Source organism: Mycolicibacterium xanthum (genome assembly GCF_019710635.1).
Classification (GTDB): Bacteria; Actinomycetota; Actinomycetes; order Mycobacteriales; family Mycobacteriaceae; genus Mycobacterium; species Mycobacterium xanthum.
In genome coordinates this window covers 113509-126507 of record NZ_JAIFZS010000038.1, presented here as the reverse complement: position 1 = coordinate 126507, position 12999 = coordinate 113509, and the positions used below count along the sequence as shown (strand labels likewise).

The window sequence follows — 12999 nt, the reverse complement described above, 5'->3', positions numbered from 1 at the left end:
CGTTGAGACTGCGCCAGCGGCGGCGGCTCCTCGCACTTCCTCGCCGCTGGCGCAGTCTCAACGAGGATCAGGAGAGCCGCTCCAGCACCATCGCCATGCCCTGGCCGCCGCCGACGCACATGGTCTCGATGCCGAACGTCTTGTCGTGGGTGGTGAGGTTGTTGAGCAGCGTGGCGGTGATCCGCGCGCCGGTCATGCCGAACGGGTGGCCCAGCGCGATGGCCCCGCCGGAGACGTTGAGCTTGTCCTCGTCCATCCCCAGCTCGCGGGCCGAGCCAATCACCTGCACCGCGAACGCCTCGTTGATCTCGTACAGATCGATGTCGCCGATCGACATGTTGGCGTTCGCCAGCGCCTTCTTGACGGCCTCGATCGGGCCCAGTCCCATGATCTCCGGCGACAGGCCGCTGACCCCGGTCGACACGATGCGCGCCAGCGGTGTCAGGCCCAGCTCCGCGGCCTTCGTGTCGCTCATGATGACCACCGCCGCGGCGCCGTCGTTGAGCGGGCACGCGTTGCCGGCCGTGATCGTGCCGTTCGGCCGGAACACCGGCTTGAGCTGGCTGATCTTCTCGTAGGTGGTTCCGGCGCGCGGTCCGTCGTCGGTCGAGACGACCGTGCCGTCCGGCAGCGTCACCGGGACGATCTCGCGCTCGAAGAAACCGCTCTTGATGGCCTCCTCGGCGCGGTTCTGCGAGCGCACACCCCAGTGGTCCTGGTCCTCTCGGCTGATGCCGGTGAACGCCGCCACGTTCTCGGCGGTCTGTCCCATCGCCATGTAGACGTCGGGAATCAGCCCGTCCTCGCGCGGGTCGTGCCACTCGGTCGCCCCGGCGGCGGCCTGCTCGGTGCGCGCCTGCGCGTCGGCGAAGACCGGGTTCTTCGAATCCGGTGCCCCGTCGGCAGCACCCTTGCCGAATCGCGACACCGTCTCCACGCCCGCGGAGATGAACGCGCTGCCCTCGCCGGCCTTGATCGCGTGAAACGCCATCCGGGTGGTCTGCAGCGACGACGAGCAGTACCGGTTCACCGTGGTTCCGGGCAGGAAGTCGTAGCCCAACTCCACTGCGACCGCGCGGGCGATGTTGTAGCCGGCCTCGCCGGCAGGCTGCGCGCAGCCCATCATCAGGTCGTCGATCTCGCGGGGAGCCAGGGCGGGCACCTTGTCCAGTGCGGCCTTGACCATCTGCGTGGCGAGGTCGTCGGGGCGCATCGACACCAGTGATCCCTTGCCGGCGCGGCCGATCGGGGAGCGGGCGGTGGCGACGATGACGGCTTCGGGCATGACGGCTCCTTGAATCGGCGGGACGAATCCAAGATCGAACCTAGCCCGCGGGCACCACGTCCGGGTCGGGGACCCCACCGTGCACCAGTCCGGGGACCCCACCGAGCACAGGTGCGGGCACCCCGGTCGAGCGGCGCCACAGCCGGCTGACCCCACCGATCCAGGACAGCAGCGATGCGCTGTCGGCCGTCCGGGACTTCAGGGCCGCCTCCGGCGGTGTGCCGGCGACCGAGTCGCCCAGCGCGGTGTACAGCGCGGGCAGCAACTGCTTGGCGGCCAACTCGTAGCCCGCCGCGGACGGGTGGAACATGTCCGGGGAGAACAGTAGCTCGGGGGCCTGGTAGAAGTGCGGTGCCAGCAGGTCGGAGAACGGCACCGGGACACCGCCGGCGGCCCGCACGGCGGACGCCTGAGCCCGTGCCAGCCGCAAACCACGACTACGCGCCACCCACCGCAGCGGCTGCGGGATGGCGGTGATCACGCCGAAATCCGGGCAGGTGCCGACGACCACGGCGGCGCCGCTGGCGCGCAGCCGGTCCACGGCACGGCCCACCCGGCGCGCCGACGGGCCGATGCCGTTGGGTTTGGTGATGTCGTTGGCGCCGATCATGATGACCGCGGCGTCCGGGGGCGGCCCGGCGACGAACATCGCGTCGATCTGCCCGGACAGCCCCTTGGACGTCGCGCCCACGATCGCCTTGGTGCTCAGCCGGATCCGCTTGCCGGATTCCTCGGCCAATCCCCTGGCCACCAGAACGCCGGGTACCTCGTCGGCGCTGGTGCACCCGTAGCCCGTTGCGGTGGAATCCCCGAAGATCATCAGGTGGACGTCGAACGGCACACCACGTGACCAGCGTTCGACCGGACCGCCGCCGGGTGAGTAGACGCCGTCGGCGCGGGGCGGGACGTCCCAGGACTTCGGGATGACCTGACGTGCCTGGTCAGCCTGCCCGCTGAGCAGGTTGCGCGCCCCGAGGTAGGCCGATCCCGTGGATGCGAGCGTGGCGGCCGCCGCAAACGCGAGAGTCGACCGACGCGGTGCACGCATACCGATGATGCCCACGGGTCGAGTTTAGAGCGCGACGGAGGCATTGGTCTGAACGCGATGCAGATCGGCGATCACGTTGCGGTATCAACTCCGGTATCAAAAGCGTTTTATCGATTGTGATAATGGTTACAGGTGACAAGCTAAGTCACGAGCTCGTCTGTGTAACCCGGCTTATCCATGGCGCTACAACGGTGTAGGAAGTGGTGGCGATGACGGCACCGAGTAAGGTTCCCAGCTCTGCACGGGCGGGCATCGGGGCAGCTAGGGCGCATAAGTCGCGCCGGTTCCCGGTCAGCGACGGGGCACCCGTAGAAGTCGTCGAGGACGGGCCGAGCGTCGCGGGCCGGCTGATGGGTCTGGCCGCCATGCTGACGATCAAGCCGACTCTGACCATCGGCAGCTACGCTCCCCGGCTCCCGTGGCCCTGGGGTCTTGTCGATTTCGCCGCGCGGATCATGCGACCGCCACCCGGCACCGTGCGCGCCACCATCGGGTTGCCGCACTGCACCGCCCAGCTGGTCCGCGCCGCCGGGGTGCTGCCCGCCGACGGCAACCGCAGTGTGGTCCTCTACCTGCACGGCGGAGCCTTCCTGACCTGCGGGGTGAATACCCACGGTCGGCTGGTGGCCGCCCTGAGCAAGAGCGCCGACAGTCCGGTTCTGGTGGTGAACTACCGGATGGTTCCGGGGCATTCGGTCGGCACCGCGCTCGACGACTGTTTCGACGCCTACAGGTGGCTGCGGGAGACCGGTTACGAGCCCGACCAGATCGTGCTGGCCGGCGACTCGGCCGGCGGATATCTTGCGCTGGCGCTGGCCGAACGCCTGGTCGCCGAGGGCATCGACGGGTACGAGGGGGAAACTCCGGCGGCCATCGTCACGATGTCTCCGCTGTTCGAGATCGACAACGAGGCGCGTGCGGATCACCCCAACGCCCGCACCGACGCGATGTTCCCGCCCAGGGCCTTCCACGCACTGGTCGAGCTGATCCGGGAGGCGGCCGAGCGGCACATCGTCGACGGTGAGCCCGAAGAGATCTACGAGCCGATCGACCACATCGAGCCCGGTCTGCCGCGCACGCTGATCCACGTTTCGGGATCGGAGGTGCTGCTCAGCGACGCACGCAAGGCCGCCCGCCGGCTGGCCGCGGCCGGGGTGCCCGTCGAGGTGCGGATCTGGCCTGGTCAGATGCATGTCTTCCAGCTGGGGGCGCCGGCGGTCTCGGAAGCGAATCGGTCGATCAAGCAGATCGGCGAGTACATCCGCGAGGCCACCTGGTAGCCGCCGGCCGGGCCTGAGACGATGGACCCATGCGGATTGCCCGGCACGTCAGTGAGCTCATCGGCAACACCCCACTGGTGCAGCTGAACTCGGTCGTCCCCCCGGGCGCCGGGGTGGTCGCGGCCAAGATCGAATACCTCAACCCGGGCGCCAGCGCCAAGGACCGTATCGCGGTCAAGATGATCGACGCCGCCGAGGCCGGCGGGCAACTGCGTCCGGGCGGCACCATCGTCGAACCGACCTCGGGCAACACCGGGGTGGGGCTGGCGCTGGTCGCCCAGCAGCGTGGCTACAAGTGCATCTTCGTGTGCCCGGACAAGGTCAGCGAGGACAAACAGAACGTGCTGCGGGCGTACGGCGCCGACGTGGTGGTCTGCCCGACCGCGGTGCCGCCGGATCATCCGGACAGCTATTACAGCGTGTCCAACCGGCTCGTCGAGGAGATCGACGGCGCCTGGAAACCCGACCAGTACTCCAACCCGATGGGCCCGGCCAGCCACTACGAGACGACCGGACCGGAGATCTGGGCCGACACCGACGGCAAGATCACCCACTTCGTCGCCGGCGTGGGCACCGGAGGAACCATCACCGGAACCGGCCGCTACCTCAAGGAGGTCTCCGGCGGACGGGTTCAGGTCGTCGGCGTGGACCCCGAGGGCTCGGTGTACTCGGGTGGGACCGGCCGGCCCTACCTGGTGGAGGGGGTCGGTGAGGACTTCTGGCCGTCGGCCTACGACCCGTCGGTGCCCGACGAGATCATCGCGGTCTCGGATGCGGACTCGTTCGACATGACCCGGCGACTGGCCCGCGAAGAGGCGCTGCTGGTCGGCGGTTCCTGCGGGATGGCCACCGTCGCGGCGATCCAGGTGGCCGAGCGGGCCGGCCCCGACGCGCTGGTCGTCGTGCTGCTGCCCGACGGCGGGCGGGGCTACCTCTCGAAGATCTTCAACGATTCGTGGATGTCGTCGTACGGCTTCCTGCGCAGCCGGCTGGATGGCAGCGTGGAGGAGTCGACCGTCGGCGACGTACTGCGCGGCAAGTCCGGTGAGTTGCCCGACCTGGTGCACACCCATCCGTCCGAGACGGTGCGCGATGCGATCGGCATCCTGCGGGAATACGGGGTGTCGCAGATGCCGGTCGTCGGCGCCGAGCCACCGGTGATGGCGGGCGAGGTGGCGGGCAGCGTGTCCGAACGCGACCTGCTCTCGGCGGTGTTCGAGGGCCGGGCCAAGCTCGCCGACGCCGTGGCCGACCATATGGGCCCGCCGCTGCCGCTGATCGGCGCGGGTGAACTGGTCAGCGCCGCCGCCAAGACACTGCGCGACAGCGACGCGGTGATGGTGGTCGAGGAGGGCAAGCCGGTGGGTGTCATCACCCGCCACGACCTGCTGGGATTCCTGTCCGAGGGCAGCGGCAGGCGGTGACGTCGGGCGGGTTTCCCGGGCCGCCGCCCGGACACCCTGCCGTCATGATCGACTCGACCGCGGAAACCGCTGTTCTCAGCCTCATCTCAGGTAGGGTTTAGCACGCTCGTCCATGTCACCGGAAGGCGTAGATGACCGATCAGCCGCCACCGTCGGGGTACTTCCCCCCGCCGCCGGGTGGTTATCCGCCTCCGCCGTCGTTGGGCGGCTATCCGGCCCCGCCGCCGGGACCGCCGGCGCTTCCGTCCGAGGCCTACACGCCGTGGCTGAGCCGGGTGTTCGCCTGGCTGATCGACTACGTCCCGTTCTATCTGATCGTCGGGATCGGGTTGGCGGTGCTGTGGGCCACCCGCGAGACAGCTTGTGTCACCGACATCTCCGAGTACGACCTCGGTGAGTTCTGCGCCACCGGCTCGTCGACGATCGGGCAGGTCTCGGCGCTGTTCATCTTCCCGGTGCTGGCGCTGGTATACCTGGTGTGGAACCTCGGGTATCGCCAGGGCGTGACCGGATGCAGCGTCGGAAAGTCGATCATGAAGTTCCGGCTCATCAGCGAAAAGACCGGTAAGCCAATCGGTTTCGGCATGTCGCTGGTACGCGAGCTGATCTATCTGGTGTTCAACGGCGCCTGCGGGTTGCCGTGGCTCATCGCTGTGCTGTTCCCACTGTGGGACGCCAAGCGTCAGACCCTCGTCGACAAGATCCTGTCGACGGTTTGTGTTCCGCTCTGAAACGCCTACCGATTCCAAGGAGATTCGATGACCGAGAACCCGCCGCCTCCCGAGGGATACCCGCCTCCCGGGGGATACCCGCCGCCGGGCGGATACCCGCCGCCGCAGGGCGGCTACCCGCCGCCCCCGCCGGGGGGCTACCCTCCGCCCCCGCCGCCCGGTGGCTATCCGCCCCCGCCTTCGCAGTCGGGCGGCTTCCCACCCCAGCAGTCGGGCGGCTTCCCGCCTTCGGGGCCGGGGCCCGCACTGCCCAAGGAGGCCTACACGTCGTGGTTCACTCGCGTCCTGGCCTGGATCATCGATTCCATCCCGGTGATGGTGATCGTCGGCATCGCGCAGGGCATCGGGGTGGCCACCGGTGACAACGACTGCGTCACCTACGGCGGCGGGGTGTCGTGCACGTCGAGCTACTCGGCGATCGGCGCGATCATCTCGTTCCTGGGTTCGGTGCTGGCCTTGGCCTTCGTCATCTGGAACTACGGCTACCGGCAGGGCACCACGGGCTCGAGCATCGGCAAGTCGGTGATGAAGTTCAAGGTCGTCAGCGAGAAGACCTGGCAGCCGATCGGTTTCGGGATGTCGGTGGTGCGACAGATCGCGCACTTCGTGGACGCGATCATCTGCTACATCGGCTACCTGTTCCCGCTGTGGGACGCCAAGCGTCAGACCCTGGCCGACAAGATCATGACCACGGTGTGCGTGCCGCTGAACCCGCAGCCGCTGCCGCCGGTCCCGCCCCCGACGCAGTACTGACAGCAGGTCTACGGACGAGAGGCGCCGGCACCCCGTCGGCGCCTCTCTTCTCGTCGCAGGGCTACCCTGATCGACCATGAGTGAGAAGCGCAGCGCGGCCGACCACTACCGGACGTATGGTCCAGCCACCAGGGCCATCCACGCCGGCTTTCGGCCCGATCCCGCCACCGGCGTGGTCAACGCCCCGATCTATGCCAGCTCGACATTCGCCCAGGACGGGGTGGGCGGGCTGCGTGGCGGGTTCGAGTACGCGCGCACCGGCAACCCGACCCGCTCGGCGCTGGAATCCTCGCTGGCCGCGGTGGAGTTCGCGTCCTTCGCCCGGGCGTTCAGCTCCGGGATGGCCGCGACCGACTGTGCGCTGCGGGCCGTGCTGCGCCCGGGTGATCACCTGGTGATCCCCGACGACGCCTACGGTGGCACTTTCCGGCTGATCGACAAGGTGTTCACCCAGTGGGGGATCGGCTACACCGCGGTGGCGCTGTCGGACCTCGACGCGGTGCGCGCCGCGGTCACCGACCGCACCAAGCTGATCTGGGTGGAGACGCCGACCAACCCGATGCTGTCGATCGCCGACATCCCGGCCATCTGCGAGCTCGCCGCCGAGACGAAGGTGAAGGTGTTGGTGGACAACACGTTCGCCTCGCCGGCGCTGCAACAGCCGCTGCTGCTGGGCGCCGACATCGTGCTGCATTCGACCACCAAGTACATCGGCGGGCACTCCGATGTGGTCGGCGGTGCCCTGCTGACCAACCACGAGGAACTCGACGACGCGTTCGCGTTCCTGCAGAACGGCGCGGGTGCGGTGCCGGGGCCGTTCGACGCCTACCTGACCATGCGCGGGCTCAAGACGCTGCCGCTGCGGATGCAGCGGCACAGCGACAACGCCGCGGTGATCGCGGAGTTCCTCGAGGGGCATCCCGCGATCGCGTCGGTGCGGTATCCGGGCCTGCCCGGCCACCCGAACCACGAGGTGGCCGCGCGGCAGATGAGTGGGTTCGGCGGGATGGTGTCGGCCCGGCTGCGCGGCGGGCCCAAGGCGGCCTACGACTTCTGCGCTCGCACAGAAGTTTTCATCTTGGCCGAGTCGCTGGGCGGGGTGGAGTCGCTGATCGAGTACCCGGGTGCGATGACGCACGCGTCCACCGCGGGATCACAACTGGAGGTACCCGACGACCTGGTCCGGCTGTCGGTCGGTATCGAGGATGTCGGGGACCTGCTCGGAGACGTCGAGCAGGCGCTGGCCGCGGTGGATCACGCCAGCTGAGCCAGTGCCCGACGGATGGCCGAGGCGGTGACGGCCAGGTTCACCTCGGCCAGGCCGGTGGGCGATTCGTCCACCCAGCTTCCCGCGGCGATCTCACCGGCCCGGCCGTGTACCCACCGCCAGCCGCGATCGTTGAGGCTGAGCAGCGCGCCCAGGCCGTCCACCGCGTGCAGCAGGGTGATGGCCGCCGCCGTCGCGGGCGCGGGCGGAGTGCGGTCGAACAACGCGGACAGCAGCATGGCCCGGGCCGGCCCCACTCGGTCGCGGGTGGTCAACGGGTAGCGGTACGTCTTCCGAAATCCCTTGGGCCGCAATGAGATCCGTTGAATCTGCCCGGTCAGCGCGAGCTGCTCGACGAGGCGGTCCTCGGCGTGCCGACTGAGCCGCTTGATCGCGGACCGCGGACGCAGTGCGCTGTGCTGCACCAGCTCGAAGGCGGGACCGGTGACGGGATCCAGCGGTGCCGGCGCGGCCAGCGCGATCAGCCGGCCCGCGGGCACCGGCTCGCCGTCGACCGCCGGGCGGATCCGCTGGGCGTGTGCCAGATCGAGCAGCGTGGCCGCCGCGAGAACGTGACCGCGCCGGGGGTTGTCCAGCCCCGGTTGCCCGGAGGCGTTGTCCAGCAGCAGTAGAAACAAGTCCTCGGCGATCTGCGCCATGCGCTGGAGGGTAACCGGGGGGCTGCCGGTGAGCTCGACCGGTTCGGCCCAGCTCAGCTGTGGTAAGGCTCCGCGCTGACCAGGGTCACCGTGACGGTGCCGCCGCTGGGCACGGTGTAGGACCGCGACTCGCCGACCTTGGCGTCGATCAGGGCGCCGCCCAGCGGAGAGTTCGGCGAATACACCTCGAGCTTGCCGTCGCTGACCCCCTCCTGGCGGGTGGCGATCAGGAACGTCTCGGTGTCGTCCTTGTCGTCGTCGTAGTAGACCTTGACGACCGAGCCGGGCAGTGCCACACCGGACTGCTTGGGGGCCTCGCCGACCTTGGCGTTGTTGAGCAGCTCCTGCAGCTGACGGATACGGGCCTCCTGCTGGCCCTGCTCCTCGCGGGCGGCGTGATAGCCGCCGTTCTCGCGCAGGTCGCCTTCTTCGCGGCGGTCGTTGATCTCGGCGGCGATGACCGGCCGGTTGGAGATCAGGTGGTCAAGTTCGGCCTTGAGCCGGTCATAGGCCTCTTCCGTCAGCCAGGTCACCTGGGTGTCGGTCATGTCGTCGCGCTCCTGTCGTCGTTACTTCCGCGCTTGTCGCTTTAGCAGGTCACTGGACACGGAGCCGGGAGCTGTCGTTCGTGTATTGCCGCTCTCGCACACGCTCGATCCGAGCACCAAATGCAGCAATACACGGCTCCAGCAGGAACCGTGTATCGATCCATGATAGCACCGGGGGGATACCGGATTTTCACGGTTTGGCTCTTTGGTGTTTGTTGCGGATCCTGCTGTTATGCGGGTACCAGGTAGCCGGGCACGTCGTTTCCGCAACCGTACACGTCTCCCATGACGGCTGGCCGGCTGGTCTTGACGATGGCTGTGACCTGCACGGTCGTCGCCGCCGACGGCGGTACCAACACCTCGCGGCGCCCGGTCTCGCTACCGTCGTAGGACCGGGCCCGGACGATGCAGACCGCGGGCTGCGACGGGTCGTCGCGGGTGACGCTGACGGTCACCTCGACGGTGTGGTCGTCGATCAGCCGGTATCCGCCCAGTTCCCCGGACACCCCGGCCGAGTTCAACCGGGTGAAGGCCACGGCGGCGATCGCCACCCCCGCCGTCAGCACGAGCGCCGCCAACCCGACGACGATCCAGCGGCGATTGCGCCGGTTGAGCCGCTGCCGGCCGTAACGGTCGGCGGGACGCTGGATCATCTCGTTTTGCATGCCCGTCGGTCGGATGGGTGTACTAGGACTGGAACTATAAGGCCAGTCGCCCTGGTTGAACTCAGGTGAGACTGTTCGTGCAGGTGATCAGCTGAAGAGGGAACACGTTGACCGAACTGCGGTTGATGGCAGTGCACGCGCACCCGGACGACGAGTCCAGCAAGGGCGCGGCCACCATGGCGCGCTACGTCGACCAGGGTGTGCGTGTGCTGGTCGTGACGCTGACCGGCGGCGAGCGCGGGGACATCCTGAATCCGGCCATGGACCTGCCCGACGTACACGGCCGGATGGCCGAGGTCCGGCGGGACGAGATGGCCAGGGCCGCGGAGATCCTCGGCGTCGAGCATCACTGGCTCGGGTTCGTCGACTCGGGGTTGCCGGAGGGCGACCCGCTGCCGCCGCTGCCGGACGGCTGCCTCGGTGTGGTTCCACTCGAGCAGCCCGTCGAGGCCCTGGTGCGCGTGGTGCGCGACTTCAGGCCGCACGTGATGACCACCTACGACGAGAACGGCGGCTACCCCCATCCCGACCACATCCGGTGCCACCAGGTGTCCGTCGCGGCCTACGAGGCGGCCGCCGATCACCGGCTCTACCCGGATGCCGGCAACCCCTGGGACGTAGCCAAGCTCTACTACAACCACGGCTTCCTGCGGCAGCGGATGCAGGTGTTGCAGGACGAGTTCGCCAAGCACGGTCAGGAGGGCCCGTTCGCCAAGTGGCTGGAGCAGTGGGATCCCGACGAGGATCTGCTGGCCCGACGGGTGACGACCAGGGTCGAGTGCGCGAACTACTTCTCCCGGCGTGACAAGGCGCTGCTCGCGCACGCCACCCAGATCGATCCGAACAGCTTTTTCTTCAGCACCCCCATCGAGTGGCAACATCGGCTGTGGCCGACCGAGGAGTTCGAGCTGGCCCGGTCCCGGGTGCCGGTGGAGTTGCCCGAGACGGATCTGTTCACGGGAATAGGGGACGCCAGATGAGTGACGCGGTGACACTGGGCCTCGAGCTGGCGACCGCCGTGCTGGCCCAGGACGGCCCGCAGCAGACGGGGCCGGACTTCGGCAAGGCCAGCCCGTTCGGGCTGATCATCGTCGTGCTGCTGCTGATCGCGGTGTTCGGGCTGGTGTGGTCGATGAACGGGCACCTCAAGCGCCTGCCCAAGTCGTTCGACGCGGACGACGACCAGTCCGGCGGCGCCTCGGGCACCGACGCGCAGCCGGACAGCGAGTCGCCGCGCGAGTCAGGCTGAGCGCCGTCGCGGTGGTCGATGATCTCGCCACCCCGCCTCGGGCGCCCGTGTAGCGTGCCGCACATGAGCTTTGAGCCGGATGTCATGCAAGGCTTCGTCCAGCGCTACCTCGATACCGTCGCCAACGGCACCGCTGAGGACATCGCCGCGCTGTACGCCGAGGACGCCACGCTGGAGGACCCGGTCGGCGGTGGCGAGGTGCACATCGGACGACAGGCCATCGCCGGTTTCTACAAGTTGGCGGACGGCGCCGACATCAAGACCGAGCTGTTGACGTTCCGCGCGGGTGGTCATGAGGCGGCCTTCGTGTTCGCCATCACCGTCGGCGGCACGATGCGCATCGAGCCCATCGAGGTGATGTCGTTCAACGGTGACGGGCAGATCGCCTCGATGAAGGCCTACTGGGGCCCGCAGAACATCACCCAGCTCTAGCGGATTCGGTGTAGTTCGTCACGCCTGCGCTGACGAACTACACCCGATTCGCTAGAAAACGGCGAACCACATCGCGATGTAGTGGCAGATCGCCGCCACCGCGGTGCACGCATGGAAGAACTCATGGTGGCCGAACGTGCTCGGCCACGGATTCGGCCATTTCAGCGCATAGAGCACGCCGCCGATGCTGTAGAGCGCTCCGCCGACGATCAGCAACACGACGGCCGCCACCCCGGCGCCGTGCATGATCGGGCCGATGAACCACACCGCCACCCAGCCGAGCAGGATGTAGAGCGGCACCCCGAGCCAGCGCGGCGACGACGGCCACAGCATCTTGAGCGCCACGCCCGCCATCGCACCGCCCCAGACGATCCAGAACAACACCATGCCGTCGCGCTCGGGCAGTGCCAGCAGGGCGAACGGGGTGTAGCTGCCCGCGATGAACACGAAGATCATCGAGTGGTCGGCGCGCTTCATCCACTTACGCGCCGTGGCGGACTTCCAGTCCACCCGGTGGTAGGTGCCGCTGACGGTGAACATCGCCACGATTGTCAGTGTGTAGATCAGCGTGGCGATCCCGGCGCGGGTGGACTGGACCGACCACGACACGGCGACCAGCGTGGCGCCGCAGATGACGGCGATGACCGCCGCGTACACGTGGATCCAGCCCCGCAACCGCGGCTTGCCCAGAAACTGGGCGACTCCCTCGGCGACCGCCTCGGGCAGATCTTCCGGCCCGACTTCGGCGGTATCCCGGGGATCGACAGATGTCGGCACGTCACCTCCGCTGACTGGCATGGAGCACTCTCGCGCCACAGTAGTCTGGAACATCGTGGACCTCATACCGCGGCGACTCAAAGAGCCGGTGTACCGGCTTTACGAAATGCGCCTGCGTCAGGGTCTGTCGTCGTCTCGATCGGACCTGCCCCGCCACATCGCCGTGCTGTGCGACGGCAACCGGCGCTGGGCCCGCGAACTCGGGCACAACGACGTCAGCTACGGGTACCGGATGGGTGCCCGCAAGATCGCCGAGATGCTGCGCTGGTGCCACGAGGCCGGTGTCGAGATGGCCACGGTGTACCTGCTGTCCACCGAGAACCTGCAGCGCGACCCCGAGGAGCTGTCGTCGCTGATCGAGATCATCACCGACGTGGTCGAGGAGATCTGTGCGCCCGAGAACCACTGGAGCGTGCGCACCGTCGGCGATCTGGAGCTCATCGGCGAGGAGCCGGCCCGCAGGTTGCGCGACGCGGTGTCGTCGACCAACGGCAACGGCGGGGATTTCCACGTCAACGTCGCGGTCGGTTACGGCGGCCGCCAGGAGATCGTCGACGCGGTCCGTGCCCTGCTGGGCAAGGAGCTGGCCAACGGCGCCACCGGGGACCAGCTGATCGAGGCCGTGACGGCGGACGCGATCTCGGAGAACCTCTACACCTCGGGTCAGCCCGATCCCGATCTGGTGATCCGTACCTCTGGGGAGCAGCGACTGTCCGGATTCCTGCTGTGGCAGAGCGCCTACTCGGAGATGTGGTTCACCGAGGCGTACTGGCCGGAGTTCCGCCGGGTCGACTTCCTGCGTGCGCTGCGCGACTACAGCGCCAGACACCGGCGCTACGGGCTCTGAGCGCACCGGCTTCGCGCGAAATTAGGTAGTCCAC

The 12999-nt window shown here is 68.3% G+C and carries 15 protein-coding genes; 9 read left to right on the top strand and 6 right to left on the bottom strand.

The genetic code is table 11. From position 1 onward, the window contains the following. Positions 1 to 67: 67 nt before the first annotated feature. The gene (locus JDV09_RS15635) at positions 68 to 1285 is read right to left on the bottom strand and encodes an acetyl-CoA C-acetyltransferase (protein ID WP_221370048.1); all 1218 of its coding nucleotides are present in this window, start codon (positions 1283 to 1285) and stop codon (positions 68 to 70) included. Between the two features lie 40 nt (positions 1286 to 1325). Next, a complete protein-coding gene (locus tag JDV09_RS15630) occupies positions 1326 to 2339 on the bottom strand; it encodes an SGNH/GDSL hydrolase family protein (RefSeq protein WP_221370077.1) in 1014 nt (337 codons plus the stop codon). Between the two features lie 203 nt (positions 2340 to 2542). Between JDV09_RS15630 and JDV09_RS15625 the strand changes: the two genes are divergently transcribed. The 5 genes from JDV09_RS15625 (at position 2543) to JDV09_RS15605 (ending at position 7788) form a co-directional block, all read left to right on the top strand. Beyond that, positions 2543 to 3613 (top strand): alpha/beta hydrolase fold domain-containing protein, encoded by a 1071-nt coding sequence (locus JDV09_RS15625; protein WP_221370047.1) that lies wholly within the window; start codon positions 2543 to 2545, stop codon positions 3611 to 3613. 29 nt (positions 3614 to 3642) lie between these two features. After that, on the top strand, positions 3643 to 5037 hold the full coding sequence (locus JDV09_RS15620) for a cystathionine beta-synthase (protein WP_221370046.1): 1395 nt from the start codon (positions 3643 to 3645) through the stop codon (positions 5035 to 5037). 131 nt (positions 5038 to 5168) lie between these two features. Beyond that, complete coding sequence (locus JDV09_RS15615) at positions 5169 to 5768, top strand: Rv1078 family RDD domain-containing protein (protein ID WP_221370045.1); 600 nt, start codon at positions 5169 to 5171, stop codon at positions 5766 to 5768. A gap of 27 nt (positions 5769 to 5795) precedes the next feature. After that, positions 5796 to 6521, top strand: coding sequence for an Rv1078 family RDD domain-containing protein (locus JDV09_RS15610; RefSeq protein ID WP_221370044.1), 726 nt, complete (start codon positions 5796 to 5798; stop codon positions 6519 to 6521). Positions 6522 to 6597: 76 nt separating this feature from the next. After that, complete coding sequence (locus JDV09_RS15605) at positions 6598 to 7788, top strand: cystathionine gamma-synthase (protein WP_221370043.1); 1191 nt, start codon at positions 6598 to 6600, stop codon at positions 7786 to 7788. On the opposite strand, the gene JDV09_RS15600 is transcribed toward JDV09_RS15605, so the two are convergent. From JDV09_RS15600 to JDV09_RS15590, 3 genes are all read right to left on the bottom strand, one after another. After that, positions 7776 to 8447 (bottom strand): GOLPH3/VPS74 family protein, encoded by a 672-nt coding sequence (locus tag JDV09_RS15600; RefSeq protein ID WP_221370042.1) that lies wholly within the window; start codon positions 8445 to 8447, stop codon positions 7776 to 7778. The genes JDV09_RS15605 and JDV09_RS15600 overlap by 13 nt on opposite strands. A gap of 53 nt (positions 8448 to 8500) precedes the next feature. Further along, complete coding sequence (greA, locus tag JDV09_RS15595) at positions 8501 to 8995, bottom strand: transcription elongation factor GreA (RefSeq protein ID WP_221370041.1); 495 nt, start codon at positions 8993 to 8995, stop codon at positions 8501 to 8503. 230 nt (positions 8996 to 9225) lie between these two features. Next, positions 9226 to 9648: a DUF4307 domain-containing protein gene (locus JDV09_RS15590; protein ID WP_221370040.1), complete on the bottom strand. Its 423-nt coding sequence runs from the start codon at positions 9646 to 9648 to the stop codon at positions 9226 to 9228. A gap of 119 nt (positions 9649 to 9767) precedes the next feature. Here JDV09_RS15590 and mca point away from each other — a divergent pair, with 119 nt between their 5' ends. The 3 genes from mca (at position 9768) to JDV09_RS15575 (ending at position 11341) form a co-directional block, all read left to right on the top strand. After that, on the top strand, positions 9768 to 10640 hold the full coding sequence (mca, locus tag JDV09_RS15585; protein ID WP_221370039.1) for a mycothiol conjugate amidase Mca: 873 nt from the start codon (positions 9768 to 9770) through the stop codon (positions 10638 to 10640). Further along, positions 10637 to 10909, top strand: a complete 273-nt coding sequence (locus JDV09_RS15580; protein WP_221370038.1) for a hypothetical protein — start codon at positions 10637 to 10639, stop codon at positions 10907 to 10909. Before mca ends, JDV09_RS15580 begins: the two co-directional genes overlap by 4 nt. Positions 10910 to 10972: 63 nt before the next feature. Next, on the top strand, positions 10973 to 11341 hold the full coding sequence (locus JDV09_RS15575) for a nuclear transport factor 2 family protein (RefSeq protein ID WP_221370037.1): 369 nt from the start codon (positions 10973 to 10975) through the stop codon (positions 11339 to 11341). A 51-nt stretch (positions 11342 to 11392) separates the two neighbouring features. On the opposite strand, the gene trhA is transcribed toward JDV09_RS15575, so the two are convergent. Then, entirely contained in the window at positions 11393 to 12118 is a 726-nt protein-coding gene (gene trhA / locus JDV09_RS15570) for a PAQR family membrane homeostasis protein TrhA (protein ID WP_221370036.1), read from the bottom strand. A gap of 55 nt (positions 12119 to 12173) precedes the next feature. Between trhA and JDV09_RS15565 the strand changes: the two genes are divergently transcribed. Beyond that, positions 12174 to 12965 carry a (2Z,6E)-farnesyl diphosphate synthase gene (locus JDV09_RS15565; protein ID WP_221370035.1) on the top strand — a complete coding sequence of 264 codons (792 nt, stop codon included), beginning with the start codon at positions 12174 to 12176 and terminating at the stop codon, positions 12963 to 12965. Positions 12966 to 12999 lie beyond the last annotated feature (34 nt).

Excerpts from the sequence above, each read along its gene's own strand:
- JDV09_RS15635 (WP_221370048.1), bottom strand. The coding sequence starts at position 1,285 with ATGCCCGAAGCCGTCATCGTCGCCACCGCCCGCTCCCCGATCGGCCGC.
- JDV09_RS15625 (WP_221370047.1), top strand. The coding sequence starts at position 2,543 with ATGACGGCACCGAGTAAGGTTCCCAGCTCTGCACGGGCGGGCATCGGG.
- JDV09_RS15620 (WP_221370046.1), top strand. The coding sequence starts at position 3,643 with ATGCGGATTGCCCGGCACGTCAGTGAGCTCATCGGCAACACCCCACTG.
- JDV09_RS15615 (WP_221370045.1), top strand. The coding sequence starts at position 5,169 with ATGACCGATCAGCCGCCACCGTCGGGGTACTTCCCCCCGCCGCCGGGT.
- JDV09_RS15610 (WP_221370044.1), top strand. The coding sequence starts at position 5,796 with ATGACCGAGAACCCGCCGCCTCCCGAGGGATACCCGCCTCCCGGGGGA.
- JDV09_RS15605 (WP_221370043.1), top strand. The coding sequence starts at position 6,598 with ATGAGTGAGAAGCGCAGCGCGGCCGACCACTACCGGACGTATGGTCCA.
- JDV09_RS15600 (WP_221370042.1), bottom strand. The coding sequence starts at position 8,447 with ATGGCGCAGATCGCCGAGGACTTGTTTCTACTGCTGCTGGACAACGCC.
- greA (WP_221370041.1), bottom strand. The coding sequence starts at position 8,995 with ATGACCGACACCCAGGTGACCTGGCTGACGGAAGAGGCCTATGACCGG.
- JDV09_RS15590 (WP_221370040.1), bottom strand. The coding sequence starts at position 9,648 with ATGATCCAGCGTCCCGCCGACCGTTACGGCCGGCAGCGGCTCAACCGG.
- JDV09_RS15580 (WP_221370038.1), top strand. The coding sequence starts at position 10,637 with ATGAGTGACGCGGTGACACTGGGCCTCGAGCTGGCGACCGCCGTGCTG.
- JDV09_RS15575 (WP_221370037.1), top strand. The coding sequence starts at position 10,973 with ATGAGCTTTGAGCCGGATGTCATGCAAGGCTTCGTCCAGCGCTACCTC.